The organism is Sorangium sp. So ce204, from assembly GCF_051526795.1.
Lineage (GTDB): Bacteria > Myxococcota_A > Polyangia > Polyangiales > Polyangiaceae > Sorangium > Sorangium cellulosum_B.
In genome coordinates this window covers 3,028,406-3,050,597 of sequence record NZ_CP150317.1, presented here as the reverse complement: position 1 = coordinate 3,050,597, position 22,192 = coordinate 3,028,406, and the positions used below count along the sequence as shown (strand labels likewise).

The following is a 22,192-nucleotide window of genomic DNA, read 5'->3' as shown; positions in this document are numbered from 1 at the left end:
GCTCAGCGACCCCCTTGCCTTGCGAAGTCCGAGAGGTGCCGCAGCGGGCACTGCCCGCCCGACTTGCGGTATTCGCGCACCACCGCGGCCTCGAGGTGTGGGTTGCTCACGAGCGCGCCGACCTCCGCCGCGAGCAGCGCGGCGTGGAGCACCGCGTTCCGGATCTGCCCCCCCGTGAGCTGGCACCGTGAGGCCACCTCGGCCAGCAGCGCCCCGTCGACCGCGTGCTCGGGCGGGAGGTGAAGCTGCCAGAGCGCGTGACGCTCCGAGGCGTCGGGCGCGCGAAAATCCACAACGACATCCATGCGGCGCTGAAAGGCCGTGTCGATGTGCGACCCCGCGTTGGTGGTCACCACCACGATGCCCTCGTACGCCTCCAGCCGTTGCAGCAGGAAGTTGGTCTCGAGGTTGGCGTAACGGTCGTTGGAGCTCTGCACCCCGGTGCGCTGCGCGAGCAGGGCGTCGCCCTCGTCGAGCAGGAGGATCACGTCGAGCTCCTCGGCGAGCGTGAACACCTGGTGCAGGCTCTTCTCCGTCTCGCCGATGTACTTGTTCACCACCGAGGCCAGGTCGACGCGGTAGAGCTCCATGCCGAGCTCCGCCGCGAGCACGCGCGCCGCGAAGGTCTTGCCCGTGCCGCTCGGCCCCTGGAACATCGCGCGCACGCCCGGGTTGAGCCCGCCGCGCAGCACCGGCCCCACGCGCTCGCGGATCGTCTCCCGCTGGCGGCAGCGCGCCTCCAGATCGCGCAGGTCGCGCAGCGTCTCGGGAGGCAGCGCGAGCGACGTCCACGCGCCCTCGCACGTCACCCTGGCGGCGAGCGTGTCGAGCGCCTGGCGGTGCAGCGTCTGCGCGGCGCGGCGGACGTCGTCGAGGGCGACCTCGCGGCGGCCGTCGAGCCGGGCGAGCGAGCGCGCCACCGGGGCGGCGCGGCGGATGTGCCCGCTGGTCATGCGGAAGCGCGACGCGAGGTCGTCGAGGGCAGAGCAGGGCGCGTCGCCGAGCGCCGCGCGCCAGTGGGCACGGCGCTCGCGGGCCGCAGGCATCGCCAGCGTGAGCGTGAGCGCGCCCTCGACGCCGGGGCCCCGCGCGCCCCCCTGCCGCCCCATGACGACGCCGAGCAGCTCGCCTCGCTCCGCGAGCGCCGGGACATCGATGGTCTCGCCGGGCCCCGCGTCGAAGACCGCCACAGGGACGGCGTTCAGGAGCGTCGCGAGGGACCCGAGCGTTCGCCAGCGGTCGTCATCGACGCGCGCGAGGCCCCGCGCCTCGAGCACGCCGCGCCCGACGGCGTGCGCGACCGCGCCGAGGAGCGTCCGGCGGCCGCAATGGCGAGGGCCGCGGACGAGCAACGCCCTCACCTCCCCCGAGGCGAGCAGCTCGGGCAGGCGCGCGAGCTCGCGGCGCAGCGCCTCGGGCGCGATGAGCCCTCCGAGCGGCACGAGCGCCTCGCGGGGCCGATGCGTGAGCCACGCCGCGACGCCGTCGCTCGCCTCGCCGCGGAGCGCGTCCCACACCGGAGCATGCACATGGAGCTGCCATTGCGTGCGCGGCGCGTCCGGGTTGAGCACGCCGACGAGCCCGAGCTCGCGCAGGCGCCGGAGGCGGGCGCGCACCTCCCCGCGATCGACCTCGCCACGCCACCACGCATTGACGAGCCCGAGCGTGGGGCGCTGCTGTCCGGAGGTGCCCTGCGCGGCGTCGAAGAGCAGACCGAAGCGCGGGTCTTCTTCCTGAAGGCCCAGCAGAAGGAGCAGCGTCAGTGCGTCGTGGTCGAGCCCCGCGGCCTCCCGCAGCGCGCGCAGCGGCAGGTGCTCGCCCGTGCCGCGCTCGAAATCGGCGATGGCCGCGGGCCACCACCCGGGATCCTCGATCGAGCCCTCCGGGAGCTCGTCGCGGTACCCCGCGAGAAAGGGGAGCTGCTCGAGGAGGGCGTCGACGCTCTCGAAGCCGCGGGCGGCCTCGCCGATCACCCGCGCGACGGCCGCGAAGAGGTGCAGCCGAAAGTGCTCTGCGGCTCCCTCGCTCAACATCGATTCCGCCACCCCTCCCATCTGCACCAGGCGCCTGAAACGCCATCGTTATGCCCCGTCATTCTACGACCGCATGCGCTCCCAGGGCCATCAGGTTCATCGCCGCGGGTCATGAAACCGATTGACCGGGCGCAATCGAATGTGGCACGGTGACGGCCGACATTCAGTAGGTGAAGAGGGTTCTGGGGCTTCACGACCATCGCCGGGTGCTGCACCTGCAACGAAGCGCAGGTGACGAGGTGTCGATCGTTCGGGACCGCCGGAGCCTCCTCACGGGGTGCACGGTTTCAGCTCTTGAGAAGGAGACGAGCGAATGGCCACGGTGTTCCCGCGCGTTCGGCCGGGCGATCTCATCACCGCCCAGCAGTTTAACCTCCTCCTCGATGCGCTGGAAGCCCTGGCCTCACGCGTTGAAAAGATCGAAGGGGAGGAACCGACGGCCGTCCGCATCGACGCGTTCGAGCCCCCCGGGCAGCAGGAGGTCGGGCGCAACGTGACGATCCGCGGCGCCAATTTCGTCGTGCCCATGTACGATCCGGTCCTCGGCACGCTGCGCAATATCATCCGCATCAACGAGGTCCCGATTCCCGTGGAGAGCTATGTGTTCACCTCCACGGGAACCAGCGCATCGAGCCTCAGCTTCCGCGTGCCCGATACGGTGCTGTCGGGGGGGGGCGCGTCGGGCGCTTCATTCGTCGTTTCGGTCGAGAACGAGAACGGACGCGCCTCACGCAACTACACCTTCGTCCGATCGACCGCGACGCAGCCCTCGCCGACAATCAGCGAGGTGAGGGGCCCCGGCTCGGGCACCAACCTGATCATCGGCCAACCGGTGACGGTGCGCGGGGCGAACTTCGCCGGCAACCAGACGCGGATCGAGCTGCTCTACGTGGACGGCACGACCGAGGTCGTCTACCCCAGCGCCACAGGCGAGCAGCCCATCGCAGTCACCGGATCGAGCACAGAGCTCAGCTTCGTTTTTCCGGACACGAGACCACGGATTGGGGTCAACCTGACGGGCCGCGAGGTGTCCGTGCGGGTATCGGTCACGGGTGCGCCGCAGTCCGCCCAGGCAGACGCACGAGTCTTCCCTTCAGGCTAGAACAGCGATCATGTTGAAACCCGGAGAATTTTCACAGGGAGGCGAGGAGGCGGGGAGGAAGAAAAAAAATGAATTTCTCCCTCTTGCCGTCTCTCCCTCCCGCCTCCCCGCCTCCCTGTGAAATTCCTGCTTTTTCTCGGGGTTTCAACCCGTTTGTCGCTCTAGGAGTCACGAGGTACCATGCGGTCGCTCAAGAAGTTCCTCGTTCTAACGCTCTCGCTCCTCGCTGCAGCCTCGGGGGCTGCATGCGCCAAGAACCTCCTCAGGGTCACCGTCCCTGCGCGCGCCGCGAACAGCGCGTCGATTCACGCGGTCGACATCTGGATCGACCAGACGCCCATCCGATTGGAAGATGGTGGGCCCTTGAGCACGGGCGACGACGGCACGGCGTGGGAGGGCCCGCTCAGCATGGAGATCAAGGACCATACGGGGAGCGAGCCCACGCAATTCCTTCCTGCGGGCTCCGACTTCGCCGTGAATTATGGCGCCCCGACGGTCACGGCGCTCTTCGCGAGCGGCGCGAGCGCGGTGTTGATCCCTCCCGCGAACATTCCCGCGGATAGCCCGACCAACAACGTCCGCCGCAACCGCTACCGCCTCAGGCTCACGCTGGCTCACGCCGCGCGCAACGCGGCGACGTGCGAGATCACCGACCCGGCGCCCCCTCAGAACTGGGAGATCGTCCTGAAGAGCACCGTCCCGAGTCGGTTCTGCATCGTGAGCATGGCGCCCGCCGGACCGCCCTGCGCAGGTACGCCTGCGGTGCTCGACGGCGGGAGCCTCGCCGGGCTCCAGGTGATGCAGCTCGAGAACAGCAGCGGCCCCATGCCCACGATCCAGGGCGTAAACAATTGCCAGGACGTCCTCGCCGACAACCCGCTGCCCCCCTGACGCTCACCCCTCGAACCAGAACGCCACGTACCTCCCCGCCGCGGGCACCCAGCCCACGTCGCGGTCGATCCCCGCGCGCCTGACCTCGATCGGCAGGTCGGCGAGCGACATCGTCACATCCACTCGGCTCGCCGTCGCGCGCACGCGAGCCCTCCGCAAGAGCATCACCTCGACGACCTCGCCCCGCGACACGCCCAGCGCCTCGGCGAGCCTCGCGCGCACGTGCGGGATCAGGCCCGCGATCCAGCGGTCGATCGCGCGCCCTCCCGCCGCGCTCGAGCTCTCCGCCGGCGCCACGCCGTCGTCCACGAGCCACTCGTCGGGGAGCGTCCACCCCTCGGGCGCATCGAAGCCCTCCCCGGGCGCCTCGAAGCCTGCGCGCCCCGCGAGCGCCGCGAGTAAACCCCACAGGGGGTCGTCCTCGTGCCCCTCCCCGAGCAGCGCGCGGCCGGCCAGCGCGAGCCAGTCCCACAGAGGGAGCGAGATACCCGGCTCTCGCGGCGTGAAGCAGTCGCCATAAAGGCCCAGCCTGATACCCACGTAGACAAGGAAGAACACGCCCCCGAGCGCCGTCTCGATCTCCCATGCGTCGATGGCCTCGTAACTCGGCTCCTCGTCGCCGGGCTCGGCGTGCTCGGCGCGCTCCTGCGCGCGTGCTGGCCCGGGGCGCGGCGCAGCGGGCTCCGCGCCCCTCCCTGCTACAACGTCGTCTCGCGCCCTCTCCCGAGACAGCGAGACGCCCGCGGCGGCCTCGACAGCATCGCTCCTGGACGCCTCCCGGACGCTGCGCCCTTCGCTGGTCTCTCGCGCGCCGGCCGCCGTCGTCGGCGGCGCCGCGGCCGCCTGCTCCGAGCGATCGCCGCGCGGCGCGACCTCGCGCGCCCGGTCGACCTGCATCGGCGCGGCGGCGCCCGGCGCCTCCTCGGGACCGGTCGCGGCCGTCCGCCCGGCCATCGCCGTGGACTGCGCGCCCTTGCTCGTAGCGCCGGGCTCGCGCGCCTGCGCGCCCGCCTCACCCGCGGGGGAAAGGCCGCGCGCGGCGGCGCCCGCGCCGCGCTCCGGCCACGCGCCGTGCACCCGCCGCCGCGCGGCCTCTGCAAAGGCGTCGCTGCGCACCCGCGACGGCGCGCGCACCAGCATCAACCCCACCAGCACCAGCGCGTCCGCGTAGGTCTCCCCGGTCATCCGCTCCGGCACCACGGCGCGCCACGTGAGCTCGCCCCGGTCCTCTCCGGGCGCGCGTGCGCTCGCAGCGCCCTCCGGCGCCGCTTCAAACACGGCGCGCAGCGCCGGAAGCCCGTGCACCTCGAGCATCGGGAGCAGCACCGCGCGTCGCTCTTCGACCGTCAGCGCCTCGATGAAGCGCACCGCGTCGCCGCTGCGCGCGAGCACCGACAGCGCTCCCGGGACGTGCTCCGGCGCCTCGCGCCAGGCCCCCGCCACGAGCCGCTCGGCGCCGCCGGCGTGGAGCCGCCCCGCCCACCACCAGCGCTCCGCGATCACCCCGTCACACGCGTCGCGCGCGAGGCACGCGAGCATCTCGGCGTGGTCGTTGAAGAGCACGGCCTCGGCCGCTGCGGGCACGGCCTCGCGCGCGGGCCACGCCGCGCCGCGCGCCACGCGATCGACCTCGGCCTGGAGCGCCCGCTCCCACGCGCGCAGCACGGACGCGTCGACGCCGCGGTCGAAGACGGCCGACGAGCGCACGCGCAGCGAACGCACGATCAGCACCGCCGTCGGGGGCAGCCACGAAGGGCGCAGGTCCACGGCCCCGAGCAGGGACTCTGCGCGAAGGCGCACGGCGAGCGGATCGCGGGCGCCGCGCACCCGCATCCGCTCGACCGTCATGGCATCTCCGCGCAGCAGGGCCATATCCCCCGAGGTTATGAGTACGTGGCGTAGCCCCAGTGAGACACGTTGAATGGCGCGCCGCCGTGATAGGGGACGGCCCCGCGCGCGAAGATCACGTAGGGCTGCACAGCGCTCCCGGGCGCGCGCACCGCCTGGATGTTCTCGCGCACCTGGTAGATCCAGAACATCTCGTCGGTGGCTGTCGACACGGCCGCGTGGCGCAGCGCCTCTTCGAGGAGCCCGCGGACCCGCGAGCCTTCGATCACCGTGTGCGCCTCGAACGCCGGCGGCCCCTCGGGGATCGCGCCGCCCGTCGGTCGGAGCGTGAGGCCGTGGAAGAACTCCGCGACGGAGAACCCTCCGCGGGAGGGATTGCCCACGACAGGCAGCACGCCCACGGGCGGGAGGTGCGTGAAGAACCGCGACGCCCTGAGCTCCTCGGCCCTCACCTTGCGCTCCGCGAGGCTCATGTGCAGCAGATCGTCGATCTGCTCCTGGAACTGCACGAGCAGCGCCTCGGACTCCGCCCTCGACGCGTCGGAGAGCAGCGGGCTCCAGCGATCGCCGCGGTCGCGGAGCGCGATCCGCCTGCGCACCGACCATCGGTCGACGAAGACGAACCCCGCCCCCGCCTTCCAGTAGAAGACCGCGAGCGGCACCTCGGCGTCGGGGATCACCTTTTCCGCGCGGAGGTCGTCGACAAGCCGCTGTCTCGTGGGCGTGCCGAAGGGATCGCGGGCCATGTCGAGCGCGTGCTCGTGGTCGAAGCACCGCGACGCCAGGCGGCTCCGCAGCCTCTCTTCCTCGTCGGCGCCGAAGGCGCTGGCCGAGAGGCGCCTCGTGATGCAGCGCGTCCGGAAGGTCACGCCGTCGATGAGGTACTTCGCGTTGCACGCGCCCGCGCTGCTCCCGAGGCCCGTGACCGGCGCCCGGCCGCGTGTCCCTTGCGCCGGTCCGATCGTTACGATCCAGAGGTCCCGGCCGCTGAGGTAGTCGCCGCGCGCGGGCTCGTCGCACACGTGGAACAGCCCCGCGCCGCCGTCGCCGGACACGGGGCTCACCGAGGACCGGGACGTGGGGGAGAGCGAGATCTCCAGGCCCTCGGGGACATGCAGCGGCACCCCTTCGCGGTTCACGGCCAGGCCGGCCTCGACGCGCAGCACGGGCTCGGTCGCGGCGCCCGCGCGCGAGACCTCGAGGCCGTGCACGACGCCGTCGCCCAGGGCCACGCCGAGCAGCGCCCGCGCCTCCCGCTGCGCCTGCTGCTCCTGCTGCAGGTCCTCGGCGGAGAGCAGACGCCCATTGAAGAACTTGATGGACTGGATCCCGCCATCGAGCAGCGGTTGCAGCAGTTGCGCGGTGTTCATGACGCTGGTTGCCTCCCGCTAAGGCGCGATCCTCCACGCCATGATGTCGATCTGCAAGACGAGCTTGGTGACGTTCTCGCCGTTGCGCTGGCACCGCAGCAGGAACCTTCCGGCGCCCCGATTCGGCTCCGTGAACGGCTCGGCGATGTTGACGACGATGTTGGCGCCTCGGTCCTCGGGATTCAGCACCGGCATCGCATGCACTGCGAAAAAGAACTGCGCCGGATCGATATCAGGCATCTTGAAATCGATCTGCACGAGCGGCCCCAGCAGCCCGCCCGCGATGGAGATGGCCCGCATCCCATTCACGTCCGGTCCATCCACGATGACGTTGCCAGCCGTGATCGTCACCGTGCGCGAATCCCCGGCCGGGCCGGGTGCGCCCGTGGCTCCGGTGGGTCCAGCGGGCCCCGTAGGTCCGGTCGCTCCAGCGGCCCCTGGCGCGCCGTTGGCTCCGGTAGGCCCAGTCGGCCCGGCAGGCCCCGTTGCGCCGCTGGCTCCGGCAGGCCCAGTGGCCCCGGCAGGCCCCGTCGCGCCGTTGGCTCCGGCAGGCCCCGTAGGTCCGGTGGGCCCGGCAGGCCCCGTCGCGCCGTTGGCTCCGGCAGGCCCCGCAGGCCCAGTGGGCCCGGCAGGTCCAGTCGCTCCAGCGGCCCCTGGCGCGCCGCTGGCTCCAGCAGGCCCCGTGGGCCCGGCAGGCCCCGCAGGCCCAGCGGGCCCCGGCACGACCGGCCCCCCGGTGCCCTCGCGCATCACGTCGGCCGTGCACAGCAGGTACTCTTTGTAGAAGTCCGAGTGCAGGAGGAACGGCCGCTCGCTCTCGTCGATCGTCACCGAGAGCGGGTCTGCCGACAGCTCCCAGCGCGCCGCGGCGTCGAGCACGTTGCGCACCACCTGCACGTGCAGCGTCGCGAGCAGGATCCCCGAGGGCACGTTGCGCTCCCGCGAAGGGGGCTCCCCGGTCGCGTCCTGCCCCGGCGCGAGCCAATCGGCGTTCGACCGCAGCTCGGTCACGTACAGCCTCAACGCGGCCCGCAGCCAGCGCTCGGCCTCGCTCCGCGGAATGGTCAAGCCGAAGGGCGGCGGCGTTTGCATGAACGGCGGTCCCGGAGGCGAGCTCGCGGCCGCGGCCGCGCGGATCGCGTCGAGGAAGTCCTCGAGCTGCCCATCGACGGGCGACGTGTCGACGATGGGGACCCTCGCGAGCCAGCACGCGAAGCCGTGCGCCCCCTGAAGCTCGATCTGCTGCGGTGGGCGGAGCGAGAGCGTGAGCGAGAACGCGTCCTTGATGCGCGCGTCGACGAGCACGTCGTCCTCGCTGCGGCACGGCTCGCCCGGGATGGGCCGCTTGTCGGTCGTGCACTCGGCGTAATCGAGCACCACGTGAACGGTGAGCGCGCCGGTGTCGGCGGGCGAGCCCGCCACCACCGCCTCCGCCACGGCATTGCGGTGCGCGCTCCGCTCTCGCTCCGACGCATACCCCCCTGACCCGAGCCAGGTGTCGAGCTGCGCGCATTGCTCCGCGGCCACGCGCACGATCTCGCCCCGGGGCGTGGCCGCGACCCCCGGCCGCACGACCACCTCGAGCGCGCTCGCGGCGCCCCGGGTCGTCACCTTCAGCCCGCGCACGGTCCCGTAGCCCAGGAGGTCGCGCACGACGTGGCGGAGCGACTCGGCGTGCCAGGTCTGCTCCTGCACGAAGTCGTCGACGCCGAGCACCATCCCCAGCGTGTAGTTCACGCGTTTGTGGGGATCGATCACGATGGGCCTGAGCCTTGACGACGGTTCGAACACACTCATGCGCTCGTCTCCTGTGAAACCCCTTGAACCTTCTGAAGCGTGCTCTCCGAGATGCGCCTCCGGTCGACGGCGCCGTCGGGCAGCGCGGTGGCGACGTACGCCTGCGCCAGGTAGCTCCTGCCAGCCACCGCGGGGGGCAGGAGGTCGGGCGCGCGCCCGCCGAGGTCGACGAGGGTGTCGTGCCCGAGCCGCGCGCGCCCCACGCGGAACATCGCCCAGTAGAACATCACGTTGAAGGTCGTGTGGGCGGGCTTCTCGAGCGCCACGACGCGCTCCGCGACCCTGAGCCGCTCCCGGAGCGCGGCCTCGTCCGCGGCCCCGCCCGGCGGCACCGGGACGAGCACCGTGAAGCGATGGGCCGTCCTCCGCGTGGGGCGCACCGCGGACTCGTAGCGATACCAGTCGTCGAGCAGCCGCGCGTTGCCTGCCAGCGGGTCCGGGTACATCACCGCGCCGAAGCCCGCGGCGTCCGTGCCGTGCGCGGCGCGGAGCGCATCGATGCTCCGGTACCGGCTCTCGAGGTAACCGCGCCAGCCAGGCTCATCGACCCCATCGGGCAGGTCGGGCAGCGCCAGGACGCCGCGCACGAAGGCCCGCCACGCGTCGGCGTCGGCGTCCCCGACGCGCGCGCGCGTCGGAAAGGTCTCGGGGATGGGCGCCTCGGGCTCGCCCGCGCGGCGCGGGCCGTCGGACGGCTCACCTCGGCGCCAGCGGTCGAGGAAGAGCCCATAACGCTCCAGGAGCGCCCCGAGGCCGTCCGAAGGCTTCCAGGGCTCTCCCGGGTCCACGACGGCGAGGGTCTGCTCGGGGTCGCGGCCGCTCGCGTCGCCCAGCAGCGCCCCGGGGAACTCCCTCGCCCTGAACTGCTCGACGACCCGCACCCCGAAGGGCCCGTACGCGTCGGCCCCCTCGTCCGAGAAGAGCCGCTCGTCGACGCATTCGCTCGTGGCGAGCGCGACCGCCGCGCGCAGCCCCCGCACCGTGCCCCGCATCTGGAAGAACTGCATCGCGTGGCGGATGAAGAGGCGCCGGCGCCGGTCGTCCCACGTCGGATCGAGCAGCACGCCGAACCACGAGGCGAGCCAGTCGAGCGCCTCGGGCGGGCACGAGCGCACGTCGAAGAGCATCTGCCCGGCCGCGATGCGCCCCTCGATCGCGGTGAAGGTGCCCTCGAAATTCGCCATGAAGCGCTCGAGGAACCCGCTCACGTCGTGATCGCGGTACACCCCCGGGAGGTACCGGTCCCGGTACGAAAACCGCGGGTACCACACCCGCAGCGCGCGCAGCGAGGGCGACCGCACCCCGTCGCCCGAGAGGCGCAGGCGCAGCTGGAGGTACCGCCCCCGGGCGTTCTGCAGGAGCACTTCCCATGTCCCCTCGCCCTCGCGCTTGCCCTGCGGCACGAAGGGCAGCTCCGAGCCATCGCGCCGCCTGTACGTGAACGCCGGCTCGCGCTGCCACGCGCCGAGCGCGAGCGCGTCCTGCTCGTCGTTCGCCCGACTCCACACCTCGACCGAGGCCCCGCCGGGAATGGCCCCGTCGAGGTCCAGCTTGTGCCACACGCACCCTGGCTCGCGGCTGTCGAAGCTCCGGGTCTCGATCTCCCCCTCGGCTTCGAAGCGCGGCCGCTGCTGGATCACCAGCGGGATCCAGCGCCCGCCGGAGTCGTAGTGCACGCGCCCCGCGGCCGTCACGAGCCCGAGCCCCGCGTGGAGGCGCATCGGCACGTAATCGGTGTGCGCCACGAGCCGCACGGGCGGCGGAGCGTCAGGGGCGTCGGGCGGAGCGCCCGCGGGCTGGTCGACCTCGAGCCTCACGCGAAACGCCTGGTTTCCATGGCTCGACGTGAGGAACACGTCACCTGTCCACGGCCACGGGCAGCCCGCGTCGGGCACGAACGCCACGTCGAACGCGTGCGGCGTGAGCTCGGGCACGTCACCCGGCGATCCCATCGCCTCGTCGCGCGTGCCCTCCCAGAGGAGCTCCTGGAAGCGCGAGACCGAGAGCTCGGCCACCTGGGCGCTCGTGACGGCGCCCTCGCTCGTCATGTGCCGGATCAGCCTCACCCGCGACTCGGCCCCGGCATGATCGAGGACCATCACCGACCCGTCGGGCAGCCCCTCGATCGCGATCGGATCGCCCGAGAGCGCGTCGAACGCGTCGCCCGCGTCGACCGGGCGCGCGGGCTCGACGCTCTGTTCGCTCGACGCCGGCGCCGGCGCCGACGGCGAGAAGCCCCCCGGCGCCGAGGCCGTCGAGGAGGCGCGCCGCACGACGCGGAGGTGGCAGTCGAGGCGCCAGTAACGGCCCCTGATCCCTCGACCGGGATCGCCCCTGTCCAGGATCCACAGGCCGCCCTGGGGCGCGAGCGCGATATCCCGGATCCGGAGCGGCAGCGCGCCGGGCCACAGCATCTGGATCGGCTCGCCGCCGCCGAAGAGGTCGAACACGAGCAGCCGCACGGAGCCGTCGTCGCCGTGCGCGCCCGCCACGAGGTAGTGGTCGTCGGTCACCGCGAGGCCCGAGAGCAGCCAGCGCGGCGGCTCCGCGTCGGGGGCCGCGGGCCCGAACGCGCCTGTCTCGCGCTCCGCGCGCGCCTCGGCGGGCACGGGCCAGAACGTGGCTGTCTCGCGGCTTCCCGACGAGGTCACAACGATCGCGCGCTCGGAGGGATCGATCCAGTACCAGTTGCCGTAATGGTCCATGGCGGCGCCGCGGTGGTCGCTCGCGCTCGGGATGCGGTCGCTCCGGCCTGTACGAAACCTGAATGTCTTCGCGCGGAGCGAGACCTCGTTGCGCGCGGCATTCCACACGACCCGATCGTTCGTGAGCGGCGACGACTCGGTGCCAGGGACGCCCCAGTCGTCCTGCCCGAGGAGGAGGTGGTACCTCGTTCCGTTGACGTCCTTCATATCAGCCGCACACCTCGGGCACGACGGGCACAGGCAGGTACTCGCCGCTCATGGTCGGCCCGCCTCGCAGCTCGCTGAGCGGCAGCGGATCGCCGTCGATCACCGAGAGCGCCGCGAGCCTCGGGAGCTGGAGCCCCACGAGATCCACCGAGGGCGCCGGCGTCGTCTCCGCGCCTCGCCCGAGCACGACGGGCTTGACCAAGAGCACGCCGGGGACGCGGCTCGCGACCGCCATGATCTCGAGCGCCAGCACCGATTTCCGCAGCGGCCAGCCGCGGCGCACCTGCAGGAACGTGGGCTCCGGGGGCGCGAGCAGCGCCGCTTCCTTCTCGATGTTCTCGACGCCGGGCGCCGGCAGCGGCGAGAGGAAATCCCTCACGGCGAGCCGCACTGCCTCGACGACATCGTGGACGCTCGCGCCGGGCACCGCCTCGATACCGATCGAGACGGTCACGTCCACGTACTCGGGGCCCCTCAAGATGAGCTCGGTCGTGACGAGCCGCCGCGGGTCGAGCCACGCGCACACGGCGTCGATGAAATCGCTCGTGGCCTCCGGGGCGTCGGCGTGCAGCGGGTCGAAGCGCGGCACCACCATGACGGTCACCACGCCGGGCGCGTCGGTGATCGGCTCGCCGCCGCGCACCGGGCGGAACGACGGCAGCACATCGACGCGGCCGATCGCGACGCCCGGGGTGCGCCAGGTGATCGCCTCGAAGTCGGCCACGGTGACCAGGCGGTCGCGGTGCTGGAGGTACCGCGTGATCTGCTTCTCGCCGTCGTCGACGCGCTCGGCGTCGGCGCCCCCCCAGGTCGCGACGGGGTTCGAGACGGTGACCCCCGCCGGGAGCGCGGGCGCGCTGCTCACGGCGAGGGCGCCCACGTTGCCCGCGGCGCCGACCGAGCACTCGTAATCGACGACGAGCCTGGCGCCCCGCGGCGGCCTCGCGCCGCGCTGGCCGTCCCCGAAGCGCAGCTCACCCGCCTCGGCGTCCTCGACGAACACCTTCGACGGCGCCGGCGTGACCTGCCGCCGCCCAGGCGGGAGCCTCGGATCGGGCGCCGGCACCTCGGGACCCGCGGCGAGCAGGTCGTCGATGGCCGCCCACGCCTCGAACGCGCTCGCCGTCGGGGCGCGCACGCGCAGCCGCACGCTCCCCGGAAGAAAGGGCCTGCGCGCGACCGTCACCGCCTGATCGGGCTCGCCCGTGCCGTCGGGCAGCGCCTCGTTGAGCACCCGCTCGCGCTGCGCGACAGGCACGGTGTTGATCCCGGCCCAGAGCACGCGCGCCGCCGCGGAGCCGACCATCCGCACGCGGAGCCAGGTGATGAGCCGCTCGTCGAGGGTCGTGTCCTCGAGCGACGGCGGGAACTCCCCGACGCCGGCCTCCGTGGGCTCGACGTCGTCCCACATGCCGAAGCGGCCCTCGGGCGGGAGCATGACCTCGACGACCCCGGGCTCGAGCAGCACGTTGCCCGACGGGCTCGCCGTCAGCGGCCTGTACTGCGGCGTGCGGAGGCCGCCGGCCGTCTGCACGGACCTGCTGTTCTCGTCGATCCACGGCACCTCGTAGAGGAGCCTCGCCGTGGAGGCGGCGCCCGCGCCCGTCATCGGCGTGACAGCGCGCCCGGCGTCGTCGACGACAGGCACCCAGCCCAGCGTGAGCACCTTGCCCGCGATGAGCCTCCGCGCCTGCTCGACGTCGTCCTTGGGGCGCGCGAGGAGGGCGATCCAGAGCGCGTGGCCCACGGTGCCCCCGAGGTCGACGCCGGAGGGCCCCGCGGTCTCCAGCGGCGTCGTGCGGTAGAAGCGCGCCGCGGCGCCCGATCGCTCCTCGGTGGCGGATCGGTAGAGATCTTCGTAGTACCCCTTCGCCTCGGCGGAGAGGTCGGTGACGTCGGCTTTGTAAAATGCCTTGGCTTCGATCGGGAGCACGTCGACGCCGCGCCCCGTCACGAAGGGCACCGCGCCTGCGCGCACCTCGACGCCCCGGGTGAGCGTGTGCACCGCGAGGGGGCCCTTCTCGTTGGCGAAGGCCACCAGGCCCTGCGCCGCCGACGCGGGCTGGAGCGGCACCCCGAGGAGCGACAGGAACTTCAGTCGATTGCGCTCGGGGATGAGGTTCGCGCGATAGAGCAGCGACTCCGTGAGGAACGCGAAGACCTCGATGAGCGTGACGCCTGGGTCGCTCTTGTTGAAATTGGTCCACTCGGGGTTGTGGACGGGCACGCGCGCGAGCGCCTCGTCAACGAGGTCCTGGAACTTGCGTTCATCGATCGTAGGAATGCGAACAGGCACCGCGCGCCTCCTCTTATCCAGCCACGCCCACGCTGAGGCTCACGCGCTCGACCGCGCTGGTCGCCACGAGCCTGTAAGTCACCGTCGCCAGCACCGCGCGCGGGTCGTCGGGCTCTTCCTCCACGGTCACGGACTCCACGGCGATCCTCGCCTCCCAGTCCTTGAGGGCGACGGTGATCGCCTCCTCGATGGCCCTGCGGGTGGTGACGGTGTTCGGCTCGAAGAGGAAACGCCGGAGGCCCGCGCCGAAGTCGGGCCGGAGGAGCCTCTCGCCGGGCTCGGTCAGGAGGATCACCCGGATCGCGTCGCGGATGTTCTCTTCCCCCACGGACCACGCGACCCTCCCGTCCTCGCCCACGCGAGGCGGGAACGAGATGCCACGACCATAGAGTTTCCCTGCGTCCATGACCGTCGTCACTTTCTCTTGATGATGGGGAAACAGAAGCGCAGCAGCGGGAGCCACCAGAACACGAAGTTCAGGAGGATCATGAAGATCATCAGCACGATGAAAGCGCACAGCGTGATGATCGGGATCGAGAACGAGCAGATCTCGCCAAGCGTGAAGGGCTCCTCGGAGCCCGCTTTGCCGTCGAGGAGATCCTTCATGTTCGACGCCTGGCTCATCTGCTTGCGGAGCTGATCGGACAGGAGGAATGCCACGCCCTTCCTGAACTTTCGCAGCCCCTTGAGCGACGTGTCGACAGGCAGCGCGATGCGCACGGCCCGCGCCGGCGCGTCGGGATCGAAGAAGGGCGCGATGGTGAACTCCGCCGATCGCGCGCTCACGAGGTCGGGGTGCGGGGGCCGGCACCTCGTCCGCCGGTACACGCAACGGAGGACGTAACGCGCTTCGCCGTCGTCGAGCTGCGGCAGCTCCATGGCCCCGGGGCGCGCCGGATCGCCCCCGGCGGGCGCCGGCGCCGGCGTGGCCGCGAGGTGCTCCTTGATCGCCTCGTCGAGCGCGCGCGCGAAGGTATACACATCGAGCGCGACGTTCCGGAGGTTCACGGTGATCGAGCTCGTGCCCTCGCCCTCTCCGGTGATCTCCGCCCATTGCGAGAGCGCCTGCGCGAGCTTGTCGCGCACCCCGGTCGCGGGAAGCAGGTCGTAGAGCGCCCGGGCCTTCGGGGCCGTGGAGGGCGGTCGTGAGGCGCCCATCACCGAGGGCGCGTACCTCGTGAGCAGGTCGGCGAGGTCGAGGAGAAAGAAGCGCGTGACCTCCTGCTCCATGCGCTCCTCGGCGTGCCGCTCGGCGGGGGTTTGCGCGAGCAGCGTCCGCGGGGTGACGAGCGCCTGGAGCCCGCCGATGACGCGCGCCCGCGCCTCGACGAGCTCGGGGTCCGTGAAGGGCGGCTCGGGGACGCCGGGATGCGGCGCGCCCGGCGCCGGCGCGGCCTCCTCCGGGAACACCTCGGGCACGGCCTCGCGCGTCGCCACGAACGTCTCGCGGCTCGAGGTCGGGATGAGCCCCGCCCACAGCCTCCGCGTGCGCCCGTTCTCGGTGAAGGGCACCATGAACAGCGGCAGGAGCTGCTCCCCCTCGGCCACCTCGCCGAGCTTCGCGTCGCCCGCGATCGGCGACCACGTGTGGCGCTTCTGCGCGTCGGTCACCCAGGCCATCTCGCGGGCGTCGCTCTTGCGGAGCCGCCGGAGCACGAACCACGCCTCCTCGCCCTTCGCCGGGTCGACGCCGTGATCGGGGAGCCCCGGCGTGTGGCACACGAGGCTCGCGATCACGAGGTTGAAATGCCCGTGCACGGGTTGATAGAGCCGGAGCGCGGCGGGCGTGGGGGGCCAGTCCCCCGGCGCCCCGGGCGGCCTGGCGCGGTAGGTCTTCTTCGTGGCGATCTTGCCGGCGAGATCCGCGGGGCGCTTCGCGAGGAGCGCCGTGAGATCGTCCATGAAATCGTCGGAGTCGAAGCGCAGGAGATCGGGGGCCGCGATGACCCCGGGCGCCACCGCGCGGCCTCGCCACAGGGGCGCCGCGGTCACCCAGCCGATCTCGTGCTTCGTCGTCACGCGCGCCTCACCAGATGTTCCCCGCGCCGGGCGTGTACGACGCGCTCACGGTGGCGTTGGTGATGTTCGTGTCGGACTGCACAACCCCGCTGAACTTCGACATCCCTGCGTTGACGTTCACCATCCCCGCGGTCACGTCCATCTTGGCCCCCGCGTTGATCGTGAGCTTGCTGGCCGTGAGGGTGACCCCGCTCGCCTCCATCTTGAGGGTGTTCCCGTTTGCGTCCGCGATCTCGACGGTGCCTGGGCCGTCGCGCATCGTGAGCTTGCAGCCGCCGGGGGTCTCGAGGATGAGCTTCTCCTGCCCGTCGGTGTCATCCATGGTGACCTTCACCCCGTTGCGCGAGCGGAGCACCTTGAGCGGGTTCTTCCCCGCGCCATCCATCGACTCGGGCGGGCCGTCCTTTCCGTTCCAGAGCCCGCCGATCACGTAAGGCCTGCGCGGGTCGCCGCCCTCGAAGGCCACGAGCACCTCGTCGTCGAGGTCGGGGATCCACCACGCCCCCCGCTGCTTCCCCGCGCCCATCGCCGCGATGCGCGCCCATGCCTCGTAGCCGTCGCTCCCCGACGGATCCGGCGACCACGGGAGCGCGACCTTGACCCGCCCCTTGCCCGCTGGGTCCTTGATGTCGCGCACCTGCGCGGGGTAGACGCCGTACCACCGACCGCCCAGCCCCGAGGGGATGCGCTCATCGATCGTCGACTCCAGAGGGTCACGTTGCGACATCGGTCTATGGCCTCCCAATCCCAGCGCGCTCGGCGCGAAACTCCACCCTGAGCCCGCCCTCGTCGAAGAGCCATCGCACCTCGGCGAGGTGGTAGGTGCCGCTGAACAGGGCCCCGAGGCCATCGAGCTTCACCCTCGCCCCCGCGCGGAGCTGCGCGTCGGGCGCGGCCACCCCCTCGCCGACGACGAAGCGCCTCGCGCCATGGCGGAAGTGCGCCTCGGCGCGCGCCTGGGTCTCCCCGTCGCTCCAGGTCACCCCATGCGCGACGACCTCCTTGCGCTCCGAGAGCTTCGCGCGCAGCACGCTCGCGCCGCTCTCGTCGTTCCCGAGCTCGGCCTGGATGGCGCTGTCGGTTGCCTCGTACGAGAGCGCCCGCTTGTCCTCCGGATCCCACCCGGTCGCCTTCACCGCGGTCCGCTGGTGCGCGAGATCGGCCGTCACTTTGAACGACCGGAGCGCCGCCCCATAACTCAGCTCCACGGGGCTCGACGACGCGCGCGCGCGCGACCTCGCCCGCAGCGTTCGCCCGTCGACGTGGAGCTCGGCGTCGATCGCGCGGGCGCGCCCCTGCAAGAACGCGAGATCGCTCTGGTTGACCTGCGCGAGCACCTTGTGGGTGGGCCCCTGGAGCTGCACGTCGGGCTGCAGCCCGTGGTCCTGCGCGACGCGCTGGAACACGGCGTCGTCGCTCATGTGCTCGAACACCCGCGAACGGCGGGTCATGCGGAGGTCCTGCAGCCTGTCGTCGGCGAGCACGATGATCTCGGGCGCCGAGCCCTCGGGGAAATGCCCCTCCAGCGCCATGATCCGCCCGTCGAAGACGGTGTCGGTCCCGTAGCGCACCTGCATCCCTTTGCCGAAGTCGAGCGTGCGGCGATCGAAATACAGAAAGTCCTTCGTCTGATCCTTCGTGCCCCAGTTGCCGAACGTGGCCTCGCAGCGCGAGGGGCCGCCGGCCTCCTCGATGATCGAGAGCGCGATGAGCCCCCGGCCGAGCTCCACCTCCTCGCTCCCCTCGATGAGGAACGTCGGCCGAGCGTCCTTGATCGTCGCAGGCGCGTTCATGGCGGCTCAGTACGCCCTCACGCGCAGCGCCCGCCGCGCTTGCCAGACGAGCGCTCGCCGCAGCTCGTTCGGGTCGACGGGGGGCGGCTTCCCGGGCGGCGCCGCCTGTGACGTCGGCGCGGGCGCGGCAGGCGCGGGGGCGACCTCGAACTCCTTGATGACGACCGACATCAGCGCTCCCTCCTCAACGCCTCAGCCCCACGCGCGGAGGCTGCGGTAACGGCGGCTGCGATACCGCGATCGACGGCGGCTGCACCGAAGGCACACGCACGTTCAGGTCGAGGAGCGTCCCTGGCGCAAGGCTCCTGGGGTTCTCGATCTTGTTGGCCGCGGCGATCGACTGCCAGTCGTTGCCCTTGCCCTTCGCGGCCGCCATCTGTTGCACGGACCCGTTGCTCGGCGCCGCGTCGAGCGGCTTCTGACCGAGGTTGGGCGCGCCCGGGGGCGCCGACGCCGCCTTCGCGCTGCCGAACGCGAACTTCGTGATCCGTTGCTGCGACAGGGTGAAGGTCACGCTCGCCCGGAGCGGCCGCCCGTCGTTGGAGAAGAACTCCAGCGACTCTTCGAGCGACTCCATGATCCCGTCGTATTGAAAGGTGCCCCACCCGAAGCGCGCCTTCGGGGGCACGAACTTGTTCTTGTCGCTCTTGTCCTGCTCGGGCGTGATGAAGGCCGCGACCTTCTCGGTCAGCTTGCGCACGTCGTCGACGCCGTCGGAGCGCACGGTCACGTCGAACCAGAGCTGCACGGCGAGCTTCGTCGTCCCCGCGCCGACGAACTGCTGCGGGTCCTTCTCGCTCTGGTTGCCGCCGCCCTGGGGCTGGGCGATCTGGTTGGCGAAGCTCACCTTGAGGCTCTCGGGGTTGAACTGGACGACGACCCGCTCGCCCTGCTCCTTGCCCGACGTGTCGACAGCGACGAGGAAAGCCTTCTCGAGCACCACAGGCGCTGGCATCGTCTCAACCTCCCTGCCCTGGCGGCCGGAGCCGCAGGGACTCGTACGCGAGCTGGAACTCCTCGATGGCGACCATCCCGTCGCGCGCGTTGAGCGGCGGCGCCTTGAGCTTCACCGGCACGCAGCGCGACAGCTCCCACGACGCGCTCACGGCCCGCTGGGCCTCTGGGCTCGCGGTCTGTCCGGCGGCGTAGAGCACGACCACCGCGTCGGCGCGGAGCCCGGGGCTCTCGACCAGCTTGTCGAACCACGTCCACAGGTCGAAGTTCGCGGTCATCCCGCGCTTGAGGGTGAGCGTGCCGAAGCCCATCGGGCCCGTGAGGCGCACCTGCCGACCATTGTCGCCGCCCTGGCGGATGGTCTTCACGTCCATGGTCATCTCGAGCCCGTCGCACTCCGCGAACGCCGCGTTGCATACGCGCGGCACCGTGCCCGGCACCGAGATCTCGATGGCGAAGGCGAAGCCCATGAAGGGCCGCGCAACCTGGTCGGTCTCGCGCTCGGCCATGGCGTCAGCGCACCTCCGCGACCGCGGTGACGTCGCCGCGCTGCGTGAGCCGTACGGTGATGAAGCTCAGGGGGATCGACGGCGCGACCTTGAGCTCGATCACGAAGCGCCCTTGATTGACCGCCGACGGCGGGTTGAGCGCCGTGTCCGCCCGCACCTGGTACGCGGCCTCGGGGCTCCGCCCCGCGAAGGCTCCGGCGCGAAAGAGCTCGGAGAACAGGCGCTCGAACGAGCCGATCACCTCTCGGCGGAAGAAGTCGTCGTGCGGCTCGAACACGTACTCCGCGCCCTTCTGGAGCGCCACGCGGCGCAGGAAGCAGAGGAGCCTCCGGGCGGTCACCGACACGAGGTCGGGGTCGTCGGAGAGCGTGTCCGCGCCGAGCGCCACGAACCCGCGCGCCTCCTGGCGCAGGACGTTGACCCGCGCGTCGAGGAGGGCCTCCCATCGCGACGGGGAGAGCGCGGGCGAGAGGGCCACCACGTCGGCCAGGGCCTCGTTCGCGGGGGAGATCCACGCTCCCCGGCGGATCGCGCGCGAGGCCAGCACGCCGGCCGCGGCGCCGTCGGGCGGCGCGCGCCGGGCGTTCCCCCGGTGCGTGGGCTCGAGCACGACGGGCCAGGGGTGGACGAGCATGCCGTAGCTGAGCGCTTCGGGGGGGAGCCCGGCGCGGTCGGCGGGGTCGTCGTAGGAGCGCAGCCGCGCCGCGTGCGCGATCGCCTCCGCCTCGCGGAAGCGCTCGGGCAACGAGAGCACCGCCAGCAGGTCGCCGCGCGCCGCGCACATCCTCAGGAGCACGCGCTGCACCCGCGCGAGCGCGTCCGCCCCGTCGTCGGCGTCGCTCAGGAGCGCGCGTTCGGGGGTCGTCACCCTCACCGAGACGATGCTGGACCAGCGCCCTGCGACGCCGTCGACCACGGCCCGCACCTGGTAATGCCACAGGCCCGGCGAGCGCCCGAACACGGGGAGAACGCGCACGTCGGCTGTCGCGTCGCCCCCCGCGCCGGGGCCTTCGTACAGGACGATCGGGTCGTGGAGGCGGATCTCCCCGCTCCCACGCTCGAGCGAGGTGCTCTCCCGCACCACGTACGTCGCTCCATCGGTATGCGTCCAGCGCAGGGTGAACGCGCGCGCGCCGACGGGGAGCGCGACCGGACCTTCCGGCGGGTCCTCGCGCGGCTCGACCGTGAAATTCCGTGGGGCGGCGGGCCCGCGATCGGACGGGCCGAACGCGCCGGCGGGGGCCTCTTCAGGGGGGCATCGCGGCGGGGTCGGCCATCGGCTTTCGTCGCAGCCGCAGCGCGCGACAACGCGCGGCTCGCTGGGGGTCGCGACGTCGAAGCCGAGCGCGAGGTCGACGGGCGCGGAAGCGGCTTCCCAGCCGCGGTGAGCCGCGTCGGGGGCCGCGATCAGCGTCACCTCGTCGATCGCCCAGACCGCGTGCACGCCCTGGAACGGCGCGCCCTGCGAGCGGTCGTGCGCGCGGAGCACGTGTTCGGCCTCGAGCGCCACCTGGTGGGGCAGGAGGTCCGCGAGGCCCTGAGCGACGAAGACGGCGGCGTCGAAGCGCGCGAGGCCATCGCGGGTGAGCGCCGGTGCGGCGTGCTCGAGGGGGGCGCCGTACGTAGGCCACGGCCCCATGGCGAGGGGGAGGGCGGCCGTGTCCGTCGCGCCGGCATCACACGGGCGGCGCGATGCGAGCGGGAACCTCGGCGCGAGGAGCTCGCGGCGAAAGGCGGCATGATGCTCGAAAGGCCACGGGTCATCCCGCTGGAGCAGGTCGAGATCGCGCGGGAGCGCCTCCCACCACCGCGGGTGCGCGCGGTGGAACCCGAGGCCGCCGAGCCGGAAGCGCTCCTCGCCTTCGATGCGCACCCTGAGCTCCATCTCGACGCGGTCGATGCGCACCGCGGCGCCGGGTGGGAGCGCCGCCGGGGCACCGGAGGGGGTGGTTGTCGTGGGCGCGTCGCCGCTCGCGGTCGCGAGGCGGGTGAGCCACCGGGCGGGCGTGGCGCCCACGATCTCGATCCTGCGCGAGCCCCTGGAAGCGCGGCCGTCTTCCTCGATGCGATCCACGAACAGCCACGCTTCCCAGCTCGACGTGGCGCCGGGCCAGTGCGAGACGGTGACGCGCACGAGGTCGCCCGGCGAGACGCCCGAGGCCGCGTCGACGACGAGCGCGAGGCGGGGCGTGGAGGGGGCGAGGGCAGCGAGCCACGAGGCCGTCCCCGGGGCATAGGCGGGGTCCGGGCGCAGCGCGGTGGCCTCGAGCGATGCGCCCACGACCGCCCGGTCGGACCAGCTCCCAGGCGACCGCGCCTGGAGGGTGATCCCCGGGCCCGCGGGGTTGTTCATGTCGATGAGCCCCGGCACCGCGAACTGGTTGGTCGTGGCCTGAGCGCCTGTGACGCGCACCACCCAGCAGCGCTGGCCCCCGTTGCGGAAGAAGTCGCGCACGGCCGCGCCGAGGCGTGAGGTCACCACCTCGCCGCGACGGCCGTCCCACGCGAGCTCGAGATCGTCGCCGAACACGTCGGCGAAGCGCCGCGGGTCTTCGATGAGCACGGGGAGGTCGCACGGCCCCGACGCCGCGAAGCCCACGAACGCCGCCACGTCCATGCGCGGTAACGCGCCCGGGCGGGGAGGCGGCGCTTCGAATCGTACGCCGGG

Annotated in this window: 16 protein-coding genes; 2 read left to right on the top strand and 14 right to left on the bottom strand. The window is 72.2% G+C overall.

The window, feature by feature from the left end:
- Positions 1–2: 2 nt before the first annotated feature.
- A complete protein-coding gene (locus WMF22_RS11630) occupies positions 3–2,033 on the bottom strand; it encodes an ATP-binding protein (RefSeq protein WP_438035788.1) in 2,031 nt (676 codons plus the stop codon).
- A 313-nt stretch (positions 2,034–2,346) separates the two neighbouring features.
- On the opposite strand from WMF22_RS11630, the gene WMF22_RS11625 reads away from it, so the two are divergent.
- A complete protein-coding gene (locus tag WMF22_RS11625; protein WP_437299167.1) occupies positions 2,347–3,135 on the top strand; it encodes a hypothetical protein in 789 nt (262 codons plus the stop codon).
- A gap of 180 nt (positions 3,136–3,315) precedes the next feature.
- The gene (locus WMF22_RS11620; RefSeq protein WP_437299166.1) at positions 3,316–4,026 is read left to right on the top strand and encodes a hypothetical protein; all 711 of its coding nucleotides are present in this window, start codon (positions 3,316–3,318) and stop codon (positions 4,024–4,026) included.
- A 3-nt stretch (positions 4,027–4,029) separates the two neighbouring features.
- On the opposite strand, the gene WMF22_RS11615 is transcribed toward WMF22_RS11620, so the two are convergent.
- From WMF22_RS11615 to WMF22_RS11555, 13 genes are read right to left on the bottom strand one after another with little or no spacing between them, the layout of a single operon-like run.
- Positions 4,030–5,874 carry a hypothetical protein gene (locus WMF22_RS11615; protein ID WP_438035787.1) on the bottom strand — a complete coding sequence of 615 codons (1,845 nt, stop codon included), beginning with the start codon at positions 5,872–5,874 and terminating at the stop codon, positions 4,030–4,032.
- A gap of 35 nt (positions 5,875–5,909) precedes the next feature.
- Entirely contained in the window at positions 5,910–7,244 is a 1,335-nt protein-coding gene (locus WMF22_RS11610; RefSeq protein WP_437299164.1) for a hypothetical protein, read from the bottom strand.
- A gap of 18 nt (positions 7,245–7,262) precedes the next feature.
- A complete protein-coding gene (locus WMF22_RS11605) occupies positions 7,263–9,041 on the bottom strand; it encodes a collagen-like triple helix repeat-containing protein (protein ID WP_438035786.1) in 1,779 nt (592 codons plus the stop codon).
- Positions 9,038–11,953, bottom strand: coding sequence for a phage tail protein (locus tag WMF22_RS11600; RefSeq protein ID WP_438035785.1), 2,916 nt, complete (start codon positions 11,951–11,953; stop codon positions 9,038–9,040). The genes WMF22_RS11605 and WMF22_RS11600 overlap by 4 nt, the downstream gene beginning before the upstream one ends.
- Position 11,954: 1 nt before the next feature.
- Positions 11,955–14,249 carry a baseplate J/gp47 family protein gene (locus WMF22_RS11595; RefSeq protein WP_437299161.1) on the bottom strand — a complete coding sequence of 765 codons (2,295 nt, stop codon included), beginning with the start codon at positions 14,247–14,249 and terminating at the stop codon, positions 11,955–11,957.
- A 13-nt stretch (positions 14,250–14,262) separates the two neighbouring features.
- On the bottom strand, positions 14,263–14,655 hold the full coding sequence (locus tag WMF22_RS11590; RefSeq protein ID WP_437299160.1) for a GPW/gp25 family protein: 393 nt from the start codon (positions 14,653–14,655) through the stop codon (positions 14,263–14,265).
- A gap of 8 nt (positions 14,656–14,663) precedes the next feature.
- Positions 14,664–16,268, bottom strand: a complete 1,605-nt coding sequence (locus WMF22_RS11585) for a hypothetical protein (protein ID WP_438035784.1) — start codon at positions 16,266–16,268, stop codon at positions 14,664–14,666.
- A gap of 7 nt (positions 16,269–16,275) precedes the next feature.
- Positions 16,276–16,995, bottom strand: coding sequence for a phage baseplate assembly protein V (locus tag WMF22_RS11580; RefSeq protein WP_437299158.1), 720 nt, complete (start codon positions 16,993–16,995; stop codon positions 16,276–16,278).
- A gap of 4 nt (positions 16,996–16,999) precedes the next feature.
- The gene (locus WMF22_RS11575; protein ID WP_437299157.1) at positions 17,000–18,061 is read right to left on the bottom strand and encodes a phage late control D family protein; all 1,062 of its coding nucleotides are present in this window, start codon (positions 18,059–18,061) and stop codon (positions 17,000–17,002) included.
- A 6-nt stretch (positions 18,062–18,067) separates the two neighbouring features.
- Positions 18,068–18,232 carry a hypothetical protein gene (locus WMF22_RS11570; protein WP_437299156.1) on the bottom strand — a complete coding sequence of 55 codons (165 nt, stop codon included), beginning with the start codon at positions 18,230–18,232 and terminating at the stop codon, positions 18,068–18,070.
- A gap of 13 nt (positions 18,233–18,245) precedes the next feature.
- Positions 18,246–19,016 (bottom strand): CIS tube protein, encoded by a 771-nt coding sequence (locus WMF22_RS11565; RefSeq protein WP_437299155.1) that lies wholly within the window; start codon positions 19,014–19,016, stop codon positions 18,246–18,248.
- Between the two features lie 4 nt (positions 19,017–19,020).
- Complete coding sequence (locus tag WMF22_RS11560) at positions 19,021–19,524, bottom strand: phage tail protein (protein WP_437299154.1); 504 nt, start codon at positions 19,522–19,524, stop codon at positions 19,021–19,023.
- Positions 19,525–19,528: 4 nt separating this feature from the next.
- Positions 19,529–22,141 (bottom strand): hypothetical protein, encoded by a 2,613-nt coding sequence (locus WMF22_RS11555; protein WP_438035783.1) that lies wholly within the window; start codon positions 22,139–22,141, stop codon positions 19,529–19,531.
- Positions 22,142–22,192: the final 51 nt, after the last annotated feature.

Coding starts and splice junctions, on each gene's coding strand:
- WMF22_RS11630 (WP_438035788.1), bottom strand. CDS start 2,033: ATGTTGAGCGAGGGAGCCGCAGAGCACTTTCGGCTGCACCTCTTCGCG.
- WMF22_RS11625 (WP_437299167.1), top strand. CDS start 2,347: ATGGCCACGGTGTTCCCGCGCGTTCGGCCGGGCGATCTCATCACCGCC.
- WMF22_RS11620 (WP_437299166.1), top strand. CDS start 3,316: ATGCGGTCGCTCAAGAAGTTCCTCGTTCTAACGCTCTCGCTCCTCGCT.
- WMF22_RS11615 (WP_438035787.1), bottom strand. CDS start 5,874: ATGACGGTCGAGCGGATGCGGGTGCGCGGCGCCCGCGATCCGCTCGCC.
- WMF22_RS11610 (WP_437299164.1), bottom strand. CDS start 7,244: ATGAACACCGCGCAACTGCTGCAACCGCTGCTCGATGGCGGGATCCAG.
- WMF22_RS11605 (WP_438035786.1), bottom strand. CDS start 9,041: ATGAGTGTGTTCGAACCGTCGTCAAGGCTCAGGCCCATCGTGATCGAT.
- WMF22_RS11600 (WP_438035785.1), bottom strand. CDS start 11,953: ATGAAGGACGTCAACGGAACGAGGTACCACCTCCTCCTCGGGCAGGAC.
- WMF22_RS11590 (WP_437299160.1), bottom strand. CDS start 14,655: ATGGACGCAGGGAAACTCTATGGTCGTGGCATCTCGTTCCCGCCTCGC.
- WMF22_RS11580 (WP_437299158.1), bottom strand. CDS start 16,995: ATGTCGCAACGTGACCCTCTGGAGTCGACGATCGATGAGCGCATCCCC.
- WMF22_RS11575 (WP_437299157.1), bottom strand. CDS start 18,061: ATGAACGCGCCTGCGACGATCAAGGACGCTCGGCCGACGTTCCTCATC.
- WMF22_RS11570 (WP_437299156.1), bottom strand. CDS start 18,232: ATGTCGGTCGTCATCAAGGAGTTCGAGGTCGCCCCCGCGCCTGCCGCG.
- WMF22_RS11565 (WP_437299155.1), bottom strand. CDS start 19,016: ATGCCAGCGCCTGTGGTGCTCGAGAAGGCTTTCCTCGTCGCTGTCGAC.
- WMF22_RS11560 (WP_437299154.1), bottom strand. CDS start 19,524: ATGGCCGAGCGCGAGACCGACCAGGTTGCGCGGCCCTTCATGGGCTTC.
- WMF22_RS11555 (WP_438035783.1), bottom strand. CDS start 22,141: ATGGACGTGGCGGCGTTCGTGGGCTTCGCGGCGTCGGGGCCGTGCGAC.